Here is a 16,111-nt window from a genome sequence, read left to right on the forward strand (position 1 = left end):
TTTATTCTTACTTTTTTAATTTAAAAGGTTTAGCAGTTATTGCTATTTGAGAATTTTTTGAAATAATCTGCTCTTTGAAATTGTAACATAATAATCGAGTATCTGTTATTTAATTGTCACTAATGATTTTTTTTGGGATTCTTATGATGGAACTTTTTATTTTTTATTTTTACAAAAATCAAAAACATGAAAATTTGCATCATCAACGGACCTAATCTAAACCTTTTAGGAAAGCGCGAACCTGAAATATACGGAAGACAAACTTTTGAAGATTATTTGGTAGTACTAAAACAAAAGTTTCCTGCTATGCAATTGGAGTATTACCAAAGTAATGTGGAAGGTGAATTGATTAATAAACTTCAAGAAGTAGGCTTTTCTTATGATGGAATTGTCTTAAACGCTGGTGCTTATACGCATACTTCTGTGGGGATAGGCGATTGCATTAAGGCGATTGCGACACCTGTTATTGAAGTGCATATTTCAAATACTTTTTCAAGGGAAGCGTTTCGTCACCAATCCTATATCTCTCCAAATGCTCATGGTGTGATACTCGGGTTTGGCTTGCAGAGTTATGATTTAGCACTGCAAAGTTTTGTTAAATAATACTAGCGGTCAAAAAGACCGCTTTATTTTTGCGCGAAATTTCAATCAAATGAACAAACTATTTTACGGCTTATGTCTCTTGTTAAGCACGGCTACAGTAGCGCAAATTAAAGGTACAGTTACCGATAGTAAAGGAATTACCTTGCCTGGGGTTACTATAATTTTAGAAGGAACAAATCGGAACACGACTTCTAACGAAAAAGGGAATTACGAACTCCCTTTTGCAAAAAGGGGAACTTATCAACTTGTTTTTCAAAGTTTAGGTTTTAAAACCAAGAAAATTCCTGTGAATATTACGTCTTTTCCCTTCGAAATGAATTGTCAGTTGCAAGATGAAAATTATATTTTAAAGGAAATTGTTGTTAGTAATAAAGAAAATCCTGCCCATGCTATCATTAGAAATGCCATAGCGCATAAAGTGAATAATACAGATAAATTAAAGACTTTCTCTTGTGATTTTTATTCCAAAGGAACCATGAACTTAAAAGATGTTCCTAAAAAGATATTGGGGATGAAAGTGGAAGTTAATGGTGCTGATTTAGATTCTACAGGTTCAGATATGGTATATCTTTCAGAGACATTTTCCCGCTTACAATTTCAAAGACCAAACGCTATGAAAGAAACGATTATTGCCTCTAAGATGAGTGGTAATAATAAAGTATATAGTTTCAATACGGCACAAAAGGCAAATTATGATTTCTATGAAAATACGATAAATTTCGAAAATAAAAAAGCCATTTCTCCTCTCAGTCCGAGTGCTTTTGCGTATTACAAATTCAAATTTGAATCCTCATTTGTTACTGCTGACCAACAAATGGTTAATAAAATTAAAGTGATACCGCGCCGGGATGCTGAGCCTGTTTTTGAAGGATACATTTATATAGTTGAAAATTCTTGGGCGTTGTATGCTGTAGATGTGGCTATCAAAGGGTATCGTATGGAAAATCCTATGATAGAGGATTTTACGATTAAACAAAGCTTTGCTTTTGATAGTCAGGATAATGTATGGACAAAAAAATCGCAAATTTTGGATTTTAAGGTCAAAATATTTGGGATTTCTATTTTTGGAGGTTACACCTATGTGTATAGTAATTATGACTTTAATAACGAGTTTAATAAGAAAACTTTTGATAATGAATTGGTTTTTATTGAAAATGATGCTAATAAAAAAGCGGATAGTTATTGGGAGCAAAATCGTCCTGTTCCATTAACCACGGAAGAAGTTAAAGATTATGTGAAAAAAGATAGTATCGAAACCGTTCGTACATCTCCGAAATATTTAGATTCTATAGATAAGAAACATAATAAACTTAAACCGTTGTCCTTGTTAATGGGGTATAATTTTCAAAATAGTCTGAAGCAATGGAAGGTTTCGTATGAAGGACTTGCGTCAGCTTGGAATTTTAATACCGTGCAAGGTTTTCATTTTGCACCAGTAATTAGTTATCGTAAAGATGATGAGGATAAGCGTACGTGGACCGAATGGGAGGTAAAAGCGAATTATGGTTTTTCGGACCAGCGTTTTCGTCCAAATTTTGAGTTTTCTAAAAAGTTAAACAATTTCAATAAAGCAACTATTTCTGCAAGTGGAGGTCTTCTTGTAAATCAATTCAATGAAGATAATCCTATGAATCCATTGATTAATAGTGTGAGTTCGCTTCTTTTTAAATCTAATTTTGCAAAGTTTTATGATAAGAAGTTTTTTAAAGTTAGCTATGGTAGCGAAATCATAAATGGTATTCATTCAGAACTGAGTTTAGAATATTCCCAGCGTAATCCATTGTTTAATGCTACTTCCATGTCATGGTCAGATAAGGAAAAGAGCTATACTTCAAACCACCCTTTACAACCTGATAATTTTACAGAGGCTATCATTTCAAAACACAATTTGTTAAAATTGAAATGGAAAACAGAATTTGTTTTTGGTCAAAAATACATCACGCGTCCCGATGGGAAAATCAATCTTTCTGAATCAAAATACCCTGTATTGGGCTTTGATTATCAAAAAGGATTGCTAGGTAACGACACCCAAAACCATTTTGATAAATTTGAAGTGACTGCAAAACAAACATTGGCACTAGGGCATCGAGGTGTTTTTTCGTATGGACTTACTGGAGGAACATTTTTAAATGCTAAAAACATTTCATTTGTAGATTATAAACATTTCAATGGAAACCAAACGTATATTGGAGAAGGCGAAAAATATTTGAATGTGTTTAATTTGATGCCGTATTATCAAAACAGTACCAAGGCATCCTATATGGAATGGCATTCGGAGTATGATGATAAAGGTTTTTTGTTTAATAAAATTCCTTTATTACGTGTCTTAAAAGCAAATATGATTATGGGGTTTCATCAACTTAATCTAACGGATGCAAAACCTTACCAGGAGGTTTCTATTGGGTTAGATAAATTAGGTTTTGGTAAATTCAAAATGTTTCGATTGGATTATGTGCGTTCCTATCAAGGTGGATTTAAAACTGATGGGGTGTTGCTAGGACTTGGAATGTTGTTGTCTGAATAAATTAATGAAAAGATTTAAAGGGGGTTTTAAGAAACGTCTTTTTTTATTTATTTCCAAAACACATCATAGGCTAAGCGTATCAGAGTGCCAATAACCACAAGGAGAAAGAAAATGCGAATAAATTCGTTGCCTTTCTTAATGGCTAATTTTGCGCCTAACCAACCTCCAAAACCGTTGCAAACCGCCATAGGTAAGGCCATAAGCCATAAGATTTTTCCTTTACTAATAAACAATGCCAAGGAGCCAACATTTGAAGCAATATTAATGAGTTTGGCATTAGCGGAAGCATGAAGGAAATCTTGTCCTAGGATAAAAATTAATGCGACTATCAAAAAACTTCCCGTGCCAGGGCCTATAAAGCCGTCGTAAAATCCAATTAGGGTGCTGATAAGTAAACCGTAGGTTAGGTATTGTTTTTGGGTAAGCGTTTTAGGTATATGCTTGCCAAAATCTTTTTTGATGAAGGTGTAAATGGCTAATAATCCTAAAATGACAAGTAATAGGGGTTTCATAAATGCATTGCTTACTTGGGTGAGTAGGTAAGAGCCTAGAAAAGCGCTAATTGCCGAGCCTAGGGCTAAAGGAAGAAAAAGACGCCAATTGATTTTTACTTTTTTTAGGTATTGAATGGAGGCAATGCTTGTTCCAGTAATCCCAGGGACTTTTAAAGAGCCTGTTAAACTAGCAATAGGATGATTAGGAAGTAAAATCATAGCGATTGGGGTTTGTATCAATCCACCACCACCCGCTATGGCATCAATAAAACCTGCAAAGAAAGACGCTAAACAAAGTAAAAAGATAATGTAGTTTTCCATTTTTAGTAATCAGTGTTCGGTAATTAGTGTTCAGTAATTAGTGTTCAGTAATTAGTGTTCAGTAATTAGTGTTTAGTAATCAGTGTTCGGTAATTAGTGTTCAGTAGTCAGTAGTCAGTAATCAGTGTTCAGTAATCAGTGTTTTGTGTTCAGTAATCAGTTTTTAGAAAAAAGAAAAGCAACAACTGTTATTTTCAGGTTGTTGCTTTTTTATTTAGTTTAAAATGTTGCAATGTTTCGGATTGTTGTGTAGTGAACACTGATTACGGAACACTGAACACTCATTTATGCTCTAATAATATTTGCACCTAAAGCTCTCAAACGCTCGTCAATGCGCTCGTAACCACGGTCTATTTGGTCAATGTTTTGAATCGTACTAGTTCCTTTAGCGGTTAAAGCGGCAATCAGTAAAGAGATACCCGCTCTAATATCAGGTGAACTCATCGTAGTTGCTTTTAATTGCGATTGGAAATTATGTCCCATAACCACAGCACGGTGCGGGTCACATAACATGATTTTTGCTCCCATATCAATCAATTTATCCACGAAGAATAAACGGCTTTCAAACATTTTTTGGTGAATCAATACGTCTCCTTTAGCTTGAGTAGCTACAACTAACACAATACTTAATAAGTCAGGTGTAAACCCAGGCCATGGTGCATCGGCAATGGTTAAAATAGAACCGTCGATGTCGGTTTTGATTTCATATCCGTCGGTATGTGCTGGAATGTAAATATCGTCGCCTCTTTTTTCTAAAGTAATTCCTAGTTTACGGAATACATTAGGGATAACACCTAGATTCTCCCAGCTCACATCTTTGATAGTGATTTCGCTTCTTGTCATAGCAGCAAGTCCAATCCAAGAACCAATTTCAATCATATCTGGTAAAATACGATGTTCGCAACCGCCTAATGCATCTACTCCTTCAATCGTTAAAAGATTAGAACCAATTCCCGTGATTTTAGCGCCCATTGCGTTCAGCATTTTACACAACTGTTGTAAATAAGGCTCACAAGCAGCATTGTAAATCGTTGTTGTACCTTCTGCTAAAACAGCGGCCATCACGATGTTAGCAGTTCCTGTTACAGAAGCTTCGTCTAAAAGCATGTAAGTACCTTGCAGTTTTCCATCGATTTCAACCCCGTAAAAATGGTCGGCTCTCTCATAACGGAATTTTGCACCTAAGTTGATGAAGCCTTCAAAGTGGGTATCTAAACGACGACGACCAATTTTGTCTCCTCCCGGTTTTGGAATATAACCACAACCAAAACGTGCTAATAGCGGACCAACTATCATGATAGACCCTCGTAAACTTCCACCTTCTTTTTTGAAAGCTTCTGTTTTTAGGTAGTCAATGTTTACTTCGTCTGCTTGAAAAGTATAATCCCCCGGACCATTTTTTTGAATCTTAACGCCCAAATTTCCTAATAAGGTAATTAGTTTGTTAACGTCAATAATGTCTGGTATGTTTGTAATTCGTACTTTTTCAGAAGTCAATAATACAGGACACAAAACCTGTAGGGCTTCATTTTTTGCACCTTGTGGTTGCACATTACCCTTTAATGGTTTTCCTCCTTCAATTTTAAATGTTCCCATTACTTATATTGGTGTTTTTTTATTCTACTTTATGTTTAGTTTAAAAGTTTAAAAGTTTAAAAGTTTAAAAGTTTAAAAGTTTAAAAGTTTAAAAGTTTAAAAGTTTAAAAGTTTAAAAGAACTATCAACTCATAACTCACAACTAACAACTCACAACTCACAACTCATAACTCATAACTCATAACTCATAACTCACAACTCACAACTCACAACTCATAACTCATAACTCATAACTCATAACTCATAACTCATAACTCATAACTTTTCTAAATTCAGCCTTCCCTCACTACTGCTTCTTAAACGGCTTTTTGTAGTTGTTTTTCTGATTTTGGTTTTGGTGTTGATGCGGATTTTTGTTTTTATTGTTGGTGTTATTATTGTTGCTGTTATTTGTGTTCGAATGTTGCATTTTGTTTGAAGTCTTCTTATTGGTACGCATCAAATCTTGCGTATTCGAAAGTTCTTCTGTGGAAGTCATCAAATTAATTTTTCCATCAGACAATTCATACAAATGTTCAAAGATAACTGCATCTGTAACCGTGTCTTTATTCCAGCTCAAATAACATTTTTTCATGTGATTGGCAATCACGCGTATCAAAGCGTTTTTTAACTCACCTTCTTCCCATTCGTTCGCTTTAGCAATCATATACTTGATATTGTTGCCATAAAAACGGTATTTCGGAAAGTTTTGCGGGTACGGAAGCGGAGCAGGTTTCAAATTGATAACCTCTCTTGTCGGGATTGGAAACGGTGAATCAACATCTAATTGAAAATCCGACATGATAAATAACTGATCCCATAGTTTGTGTTGGAAATCAGGTACATCACGTAAGTGTGGGTTCAATGTACCCATTACACCAATGATGTATTTAGCCAGTTTATTACGTTCTTCACGATTTTCAAGAGCCACAGCGTGGTCAATCAATTGGTGTAAGTGACGTCCATATTCCGGAATGGCAAGAGCTTTTCTTTCAGAATTATATTCTAAAAAAGTTACTGCTTCCTGTAAGTCTTCTGCTTTGAATTTTGTTGCCATTATAATGAGATTATCCCTTCGATAGTTGAAACTTCTTGGTATTTTTTAATGATTTCGTCAGCGCTAGGCATGATTACATCTACTGAAATACTGGTGAATTTTCCATTTTTTGATTGGCGGGTATCTATCACAGCGCCCATGCCATCAAATGATTTTTCAACTGTACCAATTTTTTCAGTATCTGTAGGAACTATAAATTTATACAAATATTTTGAAGGCCAAGCTTTATTTACACTATTTAATTCTTCTTTTAGGCGAATGTAAAATTCTGTCGTCTTTTTATCCATCTTCTGCATTAAAAATAAAGGCAAATATAAGATTTTTAATTCTTTTATGTTTGAATGTGTTAATACTTTGGCTTTTTCCCGTTTCGATTTCTAAAAAACAAATAGTTTAATTAAGTTTGCAACTTGAAATTCAGGTTTTGAGAAAAAGTATTATAGTTATTACAGGTGGACCTGGGACGGGTAAATCCACCATTATCGAACGCTTAGTTGAAAAAGGATATATGTGTTATCCTGAAATTTCACGTGAAGTTACTTTAGAAGCGCAAAAGCAAGGGGTAGAACAATTGTTTCTTACCGAACCTCTATTGTTTAGTCAAATGTTGTTGGACGGAAGAGTACGCCAATATCAAAATGCGCAACAAGAAGAGGAAGCAATGGTTTTTATTGATAGAGGAGTGCCAGATATTTTAGCGTATATGGATTTTATAGGCGATGAATATCCTGAACATTTTCATGCACATTGTGATGAAACCAAATACGATACCGTTTTTGTATTGCCACCTTGGGAAGAGATTTATGTAAGTGATGAAGCGCGCTATGAAAATTTTGAGCAAGCTAAAGTTATATACGAACATTTGAAAATGACTTACCAAAAGTACGGCTACAATTTAATTGAAGTGCCTACAGGAACTGTAGAAGCACGAATAGAGTTTATCTTTAATGCTTTAAAGTAATTGCTTTAAAAAGTTAAAGTTATTAACTTTAGCCAAATAAAAATAGAGATTACTTGCAAAAAGCATTACAAATTCTTCAAAAATATTGGGGGTATGATAGCTTCAGACCCACACAAGATGATGTCATCCAATCGGTTTTAGAGGGCAACGATACTTTTGGGTTGCTCCCTACGGGTGGAGGAAAATCTTTGTGTTTTCAAGTGCCAGCAATGGTTCAGGAAGGCTTGTGTCTTGTGGTGTCGCCTTTAGTGGCCTTGATGAAAGACCAAGTGACACAATTGCAAAAAAGAGATATCAAAGCCATTGCACTCACGGGAGGAATTCACTCCGAGGAGTTGATTCAATTATTAGATAATTGTCAATTTGGGAATTATAAGTTTTTGTATTTGTCTCCTGAGCGATTAGAGCAAGATTGGGTACTGGAAAGGATTAAAACCTTGAAAATTTCTTTGATTGCTATAGATGAAGCGCATTGTATATCGCAATGGGGTCACGATTTTAGACCTTCTTATTTGAAAATTGCTAAACTTAAAGAAGCTTTTCCTAAAATTCCGTTTGTTGCCTTAACGGCTTCGGCTACTCCAGAAGTACAACAAGATATTTTAACGAGTTTAGGGTTAGAAAATCCTCAAGTTTTTACCAAATCCTTTGCACGTGCTAATTTAGGGTATCATGTATTAAAATCGGAAGATAAGTTATTTAAAATAAAACAAATTCTTTCTAAAAATCCAGAGCCTTCCATTATTTATGTACGCAATCGAAAGTCTTGTGTCGAATATGCTTCACAGCTTAACGATTTGGGATTTAAGGCGACCTATTATCATGGTGGTTTGCCTCCAAAAGAAAAAGAGGCTAATATGCAAGCTTGGATGAATGAAAGTCGCCCGATAATGATTGCCACCAGTGCTTTTGGGATGGGAATTGATAAACCGAATGTGAAAACGGTTATTCATGTGCAATTGCCTGAAAATCTCGAAAGTTATTATCAAGAGGCGGGGCGAGCAGGACGTAATGGCGAAAAAGCTTTTGCACTTTTACTATCGTCTTCGAATGATGTCTTGCAAGCGGAAGGACAATTTTTGTCGGTATTGCCTGAGGTAGCTTTTTTAAAAGAAATGTATAAAAAGTTGTGTTCTTATTTTCAAGTGCCTTATGGAGAGGGACTTAATGATGAATTTCCGTTTAGCTTGAATAAATTTTGTGCACATTATAATTTTCCTATTTTAAAAACCTTTAATGCGTTGCAGTTTTTAGACCGTCAATCGATTATTTCGTTAACTAACGAGCAATCGGAAAAAGTACAATTGCAATTTGTGATTGAGACGCGAGAAGTGATTCGATACATCAGTTTGAATCCAGACGACGAGGAAATTATTACGACAATATTACGTAGTTATCCTGGAATTTTTGAAGTGGTGACCAATGTGAATACTGTTTTTGTAGCAAAAAGCACTAAAGTTACCGAAGAAAAGGTGATTCAGGTGCTTGAAAAATTACGAGACCGAGGAATCGTGGATATGTTTATCATGCAAAACGAATCGAAACTTACTTTTTTAGAAGTTCGAGAAGATGAACGTACGATTAATCGAGTAGCAAAGTATTTAGAGAAGCAAAATTTAACCAAGAAAAGTCAATTGGCATCGGTTATCACTTATGTAGCGGATGAGGTACAGTGTAAAAGTCGTTTGTTGTTGACTTATTTTGGCGAAAAAGTAGAAAAAGATTGTGGTGCATGCTCGCATTGTTTGAATAAAAATAAAAATAAAGAGAATAGCGAAGCGAATCATTTGCATGTGGAACTTTTAAATGTTCTGAAAAAAGCTCCAATGACGTCTCGTGAAATAGCAGCTATTTTTGGAGCAGATGAGCATCAATTGTTAGCGGTGTTAAAAAAAATGTTGGAGTACCAAATGGTAACTCTTAATGATAAAAATCAATTTACGATTATATAATGAAACCATTACGAATAGTTTTTATGGGAACCCCAGAATTTGCAGTGGGGATTTTAGACGCGATTGTTAAAGAAAATAAATATGAAGTAGTAGGGGTGATTACTGCACCTGACAAGCCTGCTGGGAGAGGGCAGAAGATTAAGTATTCTGCTGTTAAAGAATATGCTTTAGAAAAAGGTTTGCATTTATTGCAACCTACCAATTTAAAAAATGAAGAATTCTTAACGGAGTTGCGTGCTTTACAAGCCAATTTACAAGTGGTGGTTGCCTTTCGTATGTTGCCAGCAGTAGTATGGCAAATGCCTGAATTGGGGACTTTTAATCTTCATGCTTCTTTATTGCCAGAATATCGCGGGGCTGCGCCTATCAATTGGGCGATTATCAATGGGGAAACTCAGACGGGAGTAACTACCTTCTTTATTGATGATAAAATTGATACGGGAGCTATGATTATGAGTAAGTCGATTGCGATTACATCTGATGAAAATGCAGGGGAGTTGCATGATAAATTAATGCATCTGGGCTGTGAAACTGTCGTAGAAACTTTAGGTTTGATTGCCAATGATAAGGTAGTAACGCAAATACAACAAGATTCTCCAGAAATTAAAACGGCGTATAAATTAGATAGAGAGAATTGTAAAATTGATTTTACCAAAGGACTTGAGGTTTGTTATAATCTCATTCGAGGCTTGTCACCTTATCCTGCGGCCTATTGTTTTTTTAAAGATGGGGAGCAAGAGTGGAATGTGAAAATTTATGAAGCTTTAAAAGTAGAAGAAAGTCACACCTATAAGGTTGGGCAAGTCCTAGCTACAAAAAAAGAAATTAAAATTGCAGTGGCAGGAGGTTTTCTGAATTTGAAGTCTTTACAGTTCCCAGGTAAGAAAAGGATGACGGCTCAGGAGTTGTTAAATGGGATGTCTTTTACCACTGAGGCTATTGTTTTTTAATGGAATAAAATGCTTTTTGTAGAATAAATTCGATATTTTGTCGATATTTTATGAAAAATTATGCAAATTTTTATAAAAAAAAGTCTAAACCCTTGTGGAATAAGGAAATCCTTTTATATTTGTGGCACTTAGAATAATATTAACCTATCAATTAATAACTAATTATTATGAACAAATCAGATTTAATCGATGCTATGGCTGCTGATGCAGGGATTACAAAAGCTGCTGCTAAGGCTGCGTTAGAGTCATTTTTAAGTAATGTAGAAGGGACTTTAGCAAAAGGTGGTAAGGTAGCTTTAGTAGGTTTTGGTTCTTGGTCAGTTTCTGAAAGAGCGGCTAGAGAAGGAAGAAACCCACAAACTGGTAAAACAATCACTATTGAAGCTAAAAAAGTAGTGAAATTCAAAGCTGGTGCTGAATTAGAAGGTTCTGTTAATAAATAATAGTTCTTCCATATAAAAAGAAAACCGTGTTTAGCACGGTTTTTTTTATGTCTTTCAACGATTAAATTTTGAAGTTACTTATATTTTTTGTTAAATTTAGTTAAAAATCAAATATTATGGTAGCTGTTAAACCTCAAAAAGGGCATTTGTTAATTGCAGAACCCTCTATTATAGGCGATTTGTCTTTTAATCGTTCCGTTGTTTTATTGGCTGACCATAATGAAGAAGGTTCAGTAGGTTTTATTTTGAATAAACCCTTGCATTATACCATTCATGATTTGATACCTGAAATATCAGCTTCGTTCAAAATTTATAATGGAGGCCCTATCGAACAGGATAATCTTTATTTTATTCACAATATTCCGCATTTGATTTCAGGAAGTATTGAAATAGCTTCTGGAATTTATTGGGGAGGTGATTTCGAGAAAACAAAAGATTTGATTAATGATGGGAAAATCAATCGTGATAATATTCGTTTCTTTTTAGGGTATTCAGGTTGGGATGCAGAACAGCTACAAGGTGAGCTCGATTCGCATTCTTGGATTATCTCGGAAAATGACCTGCAATATAAAATTATAGGCAAATCATCTTCCGATTTTTGGAGGCAGAAAATTTTAGAACAAGGAGGTGATTATCTCATTTGGTCTAATGCTCCTGAAAATCCCATATATAACTAACCGAGTCTAATTTGAGTATTCAGTTTAGTGGTTAGGGTTTTTGATAAATCTGTTGTAAAGTCCTTTTTACGGTATTTGGTTATGGGTTGTATGCCTGTAATTACATTGGTGATAAAGAGTTCATCCGCTTTTTGTAAATCAAAAGGGGATATAGAAGCTTCTTTAACTTCAAGGTTTTCAATTGTTTTAGCAATAGTAATTACTTGCTTTCTCATAATCCCATTTAAACAGCCATCACTTATTGGAGGAGTAGATAGTACAGCGTCTTTAAGCATGAATAGGTTGCCATTTAAAGCTTCTATTATGTTTTTTTCGTGGTTTAAAAGTAAGCAATTGTTTAGGTTGTTTTCTTTTGCAAAAATGTTTCCTATTACATTGATTGCTCTATTGGTGCTTTTTAGCGTTGAAAGTAGTTGTTTTGTGATTACAAAATCTTTGTAAATATCAACTTCATACGCGGTATCGGTTGTATGGTAAATTGGCGATTCTAATGGAGTAGCTGTTATAAAAAAATCAATTTCGTTGCTGTTAGGCAGATAAAGACCTCCATTTTTTCTGTAGATGTTAAAACGTACTCTAGCAGAATGGGTTAAATTGTTTTCTTTTACGGTTTCAAGTATTTTATTTTCAAAGTATTCCAAAGTGAAATCCATGGGGATTTCCATTCTTAGGATACGCATAGAAGCCATCAATCTAAAGTAATGATCTTCGCTAAATAAAACCTTTCCGTCTAAAATTTTAATGGTTTCAAAAAGAGCATCTCCGTAAAGGAAGCCTCTGTTTTCTTGTAATATAGTATTTTGCATAAAAAAGTCCCGATAAAATCGGGACAAAGATAGGTTTTATTCTTTTTTAAACAGAGCCAATCACGTGTTTTAAGTCTGAAATTTGATTTTCCCAAAGCATTTTTGCTTCTGGTAAATCATCTTCTTCTGCGAAGTCAACTACCATTAATGAAACGTCTTTGGTGATGTCATCCTCTAATATGCGTAATTCGAAATAATAATCGGTGTCTTTGTTTTCTTCATCCACCCATTTGAATTTTATTTTTTCACCTGTTTTTTTTGAAAAAATTCTTGCTTTTTCTTCAGAATCATCCCATTTGAAAGTAAAAAAATCACCTCTTGAATTTACATTGTTGGCAAACCATTCTTGTAATCCAGATGGAGTTGAAATGTATTGATATAATAATTGAGGAGAGGAGTGTATGGGGAATTCGAGTTCGTAGCGTATTTTGTTGTTCATGATTGCGATATTTTTTTGAAATATAGATATTTTGTTTAAATAAAAAAATTTTTTCAGGTTTTTTTTTGGCTGTTATTATTTTGTTTGAAAGTTGTACCTAGCAGTTTTGTAAAACTGTTGGAGTTTTGTTTTTGTTAATTTATTGTGTGTTAGAGAATTGTGTTTATGTTGGTTTCGGGTTGTGTTTTTTTTTGAAAAAAAATCTTGTGAAAATAGAATTTAGTGTTATCTTTGCACTCGCAATCACAAAGGATAGCGACCAACATGAAATGGCGAGGTAGCTCAGTTGGTTAGAGCGCAGGATTCATAACCCTGAGGTCACGGGTTCAACTCCCGTCTTCGCTACAATAAAGCCCGTAACTATTAAGTTGCGGGTTTTTTTATGGCTTATTTAGAATGGGTTTAAGTGTTTTAAGCCGTTTTTTTCTTTAATTTTTCTTATTATTGCAAGTGGTTCAATACGGTATAAAATGATCTCCAAACATACGGATTCTGTTTATTTGAATAAGATTTTAACGAATATTTCAGCTGTTTTTTTTCAGTTTACCATTGATGTTAATCGACAATTAAAGTTTGATTACTTAAGTGGTGATGTGGAGGCATATTTTGGCGTGGCATTAAAAGAAGCTGAGCAGGATAGTAAGTCAGTTTTTGCGCGTATGATTCATGCTGAGGATCAATCTAAATTTATTGATTCTGTTGCTAAACTCATGCATGATCAAGGGAAATGGGAATTAGAATTTCGTGTTTTGTCTGAATCAGATGGAGTTAAATGGTATAAGATTGATGCAAATACTGAGAAAAATGAACTAGACGGTGTTGCTTTTTTTGGTGTAATCTCTGATATAACGGTTCAAAAGAAATTCGAAGAAGATAGTAGGATTGCTGAATTGAGAAGCCAGTTTGCTAATCAAGCTTCGGGTATAGGGGTATGGGATTGGAATATGGTTACTAATGAAGTTTTTTATTCTTCTCAGTCTTTAAAAATACTTGAAATTGAGAATAATGATCATGACTTGATTGCTAATCCAGAAAAATGGGATGAACTAGTACATCCTGAAGATCGTGAGGTTTATTTTGGAAATATAAAGGAACATTTTGAGGGAAGTATTCCGTATTATGAAACGTATCATAGAGTTTTGTGTAATGGACGTTATAAATGGATTCTGGATAGAGGGAAAGTAATTGCTAGAGATGCTTTGGGTAATCCTTTGCGAATTATTGGTACACATACCGATGTGACTTCTCAAAAAGAGAAAGAGCAAAAATTGCAAGAAACTTTTGATGTGGTGAATTGTCAAAAAGGGAAGTTGCTTAATTTTGCTCATATAGTTTCGCATAATTTAAAGAGTCATACTGGGAATTTTTGTATGTTATTATCCTTTCATAAAAATGGATATATAACAACGGAAGAAGTGATTAAAAGTTTACAAATTGTATCAACTGAATTGAAAGATACCATTGATAATTTAGTTGAGCTGGTTAATGTCCAAGTTGATGTAGTTAATGAAAAGCAAGATTTGAATTTGAAGTCTTTTTTGGCAAAGGTGTTGTCTTTGTTAAACGAAGATTTAGTTCGAAATTTGATAGAAGTTGAGGTTGATGTAAGTGAGGATTTAGAAGTTTCTTTTATTCCGGCTTATTTAGAAAGTGTGGTTTTGAACTTGGCTAGTAATGCTATTAAGTATTCTGATGCAGATAAAGAAAGGAAGTTTGTTTCTTTTTATATGGAAGATGTTGAAGGGTATGATGTGTTTTGTGTAAAAGATAATGGTTTAGGGATTAATTTAGCTCGATTTAAAGAAGCGGTTTTTGGATTGTATAAAACGTTTCATGGTAATAAGGATTCGACAGGTATTGGTTTGTATATTACAAAAAATCAAATAGAGGCTATGGAAGGAAGAATAGAAGTGGAAAGCGAAGTGGGGGTAGGGTCTGTTTTTAAGGTTTATTTTAAAAAGAAAAGTATTGATTTAGTATAGGTTTGGTTTAGAAATGATATAAAAAAAAAACACGGGTACTATAACAGAAACTGTGTAAGTATAAAAAATAATGGGGTTTTAAAACCCCATTATTTTTTTGTTTAACTTTAATTATAACACAGTCTTATGAAAAAAGAAGATTTATTATCGGATGATTTTTTGAAGCAATTCAAAACAGGCGAGGATTTAAACGGATTTCTTGCTCAACTACAAAAACGTGGATTAGAAGCAATTTTAAATGGTGAATTGGATGCCCATTTGGGTTATGATAAACACGAAAAATCGGCAACATCTAATTCTAGGAACGGATATTCAACAAAAAAAGTTAAAACCTCTTTTGGAGAATCAGAAATTCAAATTCCTAGAGATCGAGATGCTTCATTCAATCCTATGATTGTTCCTAAAAGGCAAAATATGGTTGATGGTTTAGAAAATGTAATCGTATCATTATACGCCAAAGGGATGAGTGTTAGCGATATTGAAGAACAAATTAAAGAGGTGTATAATTTTGATATTTCAACTTCCACCATTTCACGCATAACAGAATCTGTAACTAATGACATTATAGCTTGGCAAAATCGCCCATTAGAGCCTATTTATTTAATTGTTTGGATGGATGGCATTGTCTTTAAAGTCCGAGAAAACTCCAAGGTTATCAATAAGACTATTTACTTAGCTGTAGGCTTGAATAGAGACGGCAAAAAAGAAGTTTTGGGAATGTGGTTAGGTAAGAATGAAAGCGCTAGCTTTTGGTTAGGAGTAATGACTGATTTGAAAGCTCGGGGTGTGGAAGACATTCTCATTACTGCGACTGACAACCTCAATGGCTTTACACAAACAATTAAAAATGTGTTCCCTGAATCACAAACTCAAATTTGTGTAGTGCATCAAATTAGAAACTCGGCTCGTTATGTAGTCTGGAAAGATAAAAAGGAGTTTTCTAAAGATATGAAACAGATTTATGATGCTCCAACCAAACAAGCAGCCAAAGGAGCACTGGAAGATTTTGCAAGCAAATGGAACCATAAATATCCTTATGCTGTAAAATCTTGGGAAGAAAACTGGGAGGAACTTACTGTGTTTTTTGACTTTCCAATTGAAATTAGAAAAATTATTTATACTACAAATCTAATCGAAAATCTCAATGGTAAAATTAGAAAATATACCAAAAATAAATTATCATTCCCAACAGATGAAGCTGTTTTAAAATCAGTATATTTGGCACTTAGAGAAGCAACTAAAAAATGGTCAATGCCAATTCCTAATTGGGGATTAATACTAAATCAGTTCTTAACTATATTTGAAAAAAGGGTTCAACTTTAATAAA

15 protein-coding genes and 1 tRNA gene are annotated in these 16,111 nt (G+C 34.1%); 10 read left to right on the forward strand and 6 right to left on the reverse strand.

The features are described from left to right. Positions 1-186 precede the first annotated feature (186 nt). A complete protein-coding gene (aroQ, locus tag ACQY29_RS07510; protein ID WP_428224607.1) occupies positions 187-603 on the forward strand; it encodes a type II 3-dehydroquinate dehydratase in 417 nt (138 codons plus the stop codon). Between the two features lie 49 nt (positions 604-652). Continuing rightward, entirely contained in the window at positions 653-3,127 is a 2,475-nt protein-coding gene (locus ACQY29_RS07515; RefSeq protein ID WP_428224608.1) for a DUF5686 and carboxypeptidase regulatory-like domain-containing protein, read from the forward strand. A gap of 47 nt (positions 3,128-3,174) precedes the next feature. On the opposite strand, the gene ACQY29_RS07520 is transcribed toward ACQY29_RS07515, so the two are convergent. From ACQY29_RS07520 to ACQY29_RS07535, 4 genes are all read right to left on the reverse strand, one after another. After that, the gene (locus tag ACQY29_RS07520) at positions 3,175-3,942 is read right to left on the reverse strand and encodes a sulfite exporter TauE/SafE family protein (RefSeq protein WP_428224609.1); all 768 of its coding nucleotides are present in this window, start codon (positions 3,940-3,942) and stop codon (positions 3,175-3,177) included. Between the two features lie 285 nt (positions 3,943-4,227). Beyond that, positions 4,228-5,538, reverse strand: a complete 1,311-nt coding sequence (gene murA, locus ACQY29_RS07525; protein WP_428224610.1) for a UDP-N-acetylglucosamine 1-carboxyvinyltransferase — start codon at positions 5,536-5,538, stop codon at positions 4,228-4,230. Between the two features lie 286 nt (positions 5,539-5,824). Further along, positions 5,825-6,574, reverse strand: a complete 750-nt coding sequence (locus ACQY29_RS07530) for a DUF4290 domain-containing protein (protein WP_428224611.1) — start codon at positions 6,572-6,574, stop codon at positions 5,825-5,827. Next, positions 6,574-6,861: a DUF493 family protein gene (locus tag ACQY29_RS07535; RefSeq protein ID WP_428225889.1), complete on the reverse strand. Its 288-nt coding sequence runs from the start codon at positions 6,859-6,861 to the stop codon at positions 6,574-6,576. The genes ACQY29_RS07530 and ACQY29_RS07535 overlap by 1 nt, the downstream gene beginning before the upstream one ends. Before the next feature lie 137 nt (positions 6,862-6,998). Here ACQY29_RS07535 and ACQY29_RS07540 point away from each other — a divergent pair, with 137 nt between their 5' ends. From ACQY29_RS07540 to ACQY29_RS07560, 5 genes are all read left to right on the forward strand, one after another. Next, a complete protein-coding gene (locus ACQY29_RS07540) occupies positions 6,999-7,535 on the forward strand; it encodes an AAA family ATPase (protein ID WP_428224612.1) in 537 nt (178 codons plus the stop codon). Between the two features lie 53 nt (positions 7,536-7,588). Continuing rightward, complete coding sequence (locus tag ACQY29_RS07545; RefSeq protein ID WP_428224613.1) at positions 7,589-9,487, forward strand: RecQ family ATP-dependent DNA helicase; 1,899 nt, start codon at positions 7,589-7,591, stop codon at positions 9,485-9,487. Continuing rightward, positions 9,487-10,437, forward strand: coding sequence for a methionyl-tRNA formyltransferase (fmt, locus tag ACQY29_RS07550; protein ID WP_428224614.1), 951 nt, complete (start codon positions 9,487-9,489; stop codon positions 10,435-10,437). The genes ACQY29_RS07545 and fmt overlap by 1 nt, the downstream gene beginning before the upstream one ends. Before the next feature lie 167 nt (positions 10,438-10,604). Next, positions 10,605-10,880: an HU family DNA-binding protein gene (locus tag ACQY29_RS07555; protein ID WP_428224615.1), complete on the forward strand. Its 276-nt coding sequence runs from the start codon at positions 10,605-10,607 to the stop codon at positions 10,878-10,880. 116 nt (positions 10,881-10,996) lie between these two features. Next, positions 10,997-11,557 (forward strand): YqgE/AlgH family protein, encoded by a 561-nt coding sequence (locus ACQY29_RS07560; protein ID WP_428224616.1) that lies wholly within the window; start codon positions 10,997-10,999, stop codon positions 11,555-11,557. Here the strand turns inward: ACQY29_RS07560 and ACQY29_RS07565 are convergent. Next, positions 11,554-12,363, reverse strand: a complete 810-nt coding sequence (locus tag ACQY29_RS07565; RefSeq protein WP_428224617.1) for an aminotransferase class IV — start codon at positions 12,361-12,363, stop codon at positions 11,554-11,556. The two genes, ACQY29_RS07560 and ACQY29_RS07565, sit on opposite strands and share 4 nt — an antisense overlap. A gap of 46 nt (positions 12,364-12,409) precedes the next feature. Continuing rightward, entirely contained in the window at positions 12,410-12,802 is a 393-nt protein-coding gene (locus tag ACQY29_RS07570; RefSeq protein WP_428224618.1) for an START-like domain-containing protein, read from the reverse strand. Between the two features lie 271 nt (positions 12,803-13,073). On the opposite strand from ACQY29_RS07570, the gene ACQY29_RS07575 reads away from it, so the two are divergent. The 3 genes from ACQY29_RS07575 (at position 13,074) to ACQY29_RS07585 (ending at position 16,107) form a co-directional block, all read left to right on the forward strand. Beyond that, positions 13,074-13,147 (forward strand) — tRNA-Met (locus ACQY29_RS07575). Positions 13,148-13,272: 125 nt separating this feature from the next. Beyond that, a complete protein-coding gene (locus ACQY29_RS07580) occupies positions 13,273-14,784 on the forward strand; it encodes a PAS domain-containing protein (protein ID WP_428224619.1) in 1,512 nt (503 codons plus the stop codon). Positions 14,785-14,910: 126 nt separating this feature from the next. Further along, entirely contained in the window at positions 14,911-16,107 is a 1,197-nt protein-coding gene (locus tag ACQY29_RS07585; protein ID WP_428224620.1) for an IS256 family transposase, read from the forward strand. The last annotated feature ends 4 nt before the right edge of the window (positions 16,108-16,111 follow it).

This window comes from Flavobacterium sp., assembly GCF_965262375.1.
Classification (GTDB): domain Bacteria; phylum Bacteroidota; class Bacteroidia; order Flavobacteriales; family Flavobacteriaceae; genus Flavobacterium.

Coding starts and splice junctions, on each gene's coding strand:
- ACQY29_RS07515 (WP_428224608.1), top strand. CDS start 653: ATGAACAAACTATTTTACGGCTTATGTCTCTTGTTAAGCACGGCTACA.
- ACQY29_RS07565 (WP_428224617.1), bottom strand. CDS start 12,363: ATGCAAAATACTATATTACAAGAAAACAGAGGCTTCCTTTACGGAGAT.
- ACQY29_RS07520 (WP_428224609.1), bottom strand. CDS start 3,942: ATGGAAAACTACATTATCTTTTTACTTTGTTTAGCGTCTTTCTTTGCA.
- ACQY29_RS07560 (WP_428224616.1), top strand. CDS start 10,997: ATGGTAGCTGTTAAACCTCAAAAAGGGCATTTGTTAATTGCAGAACCC.
- fmt (WP_428224614.1), top strand. CDS start 9,487: ATGAAACCATTACGAATAGTTTTTATGGGAACCCCAGAATTTGCAGTG.
- ACQY29_RS07535 (WP_428225889.1), bottom strand. CDS start 6,861: ATGGATAAAAAGACGACAGAATTTTACATTCGCCTAAAAGAAGAATTA.
- ACQY29_RS07555 (WP_428224615.1), top strand. CDS start 10,605: ATGAACAAATCAGATTTAATCGATGCTATGGCTGCTGATGCAGGGATT.
- ACQY29_RS07530 (WP_428224611.1), bottom strand. CDS start 6,574: ATGGCAACAAAATTCAAAGCAGAAGACTTACAGGAAGCAGTAACTTTT.
- ACQY29_RS07580 (WP_428224619.1), top strand. CDS start 13,273: ATGATCTCCAAACATACGGATTCTGTTTATTTGAATAAGATTTTAACG.
- aroQ (WP_428224607.1), top strand. CDS start 187: ATGAAAATTTGCATCATCAACGGACCTAATCTAAACCTTTTAGGAAAG.
- ACQY29_RS07570 (WP_428224618.1), bottom strand. CDS start 12,802: ATGAACAACAAAATACGCTACGAACTCGAATTCCCCATACACTCCTCT.
- murA (WP_428224610.1), bottom strand. CDS start 5,538: ATGGGAACATTTAAAATTGAAGGAGGAAAACCATTAAAGGGTAATGTG.
- ACQY29_RS07585 (WP_428224620.1), top strand. CDS start 14,911: ATGAAAAAAGAAGATTTATTATCGGATGATTTTTTGAAGCAATTCAAA.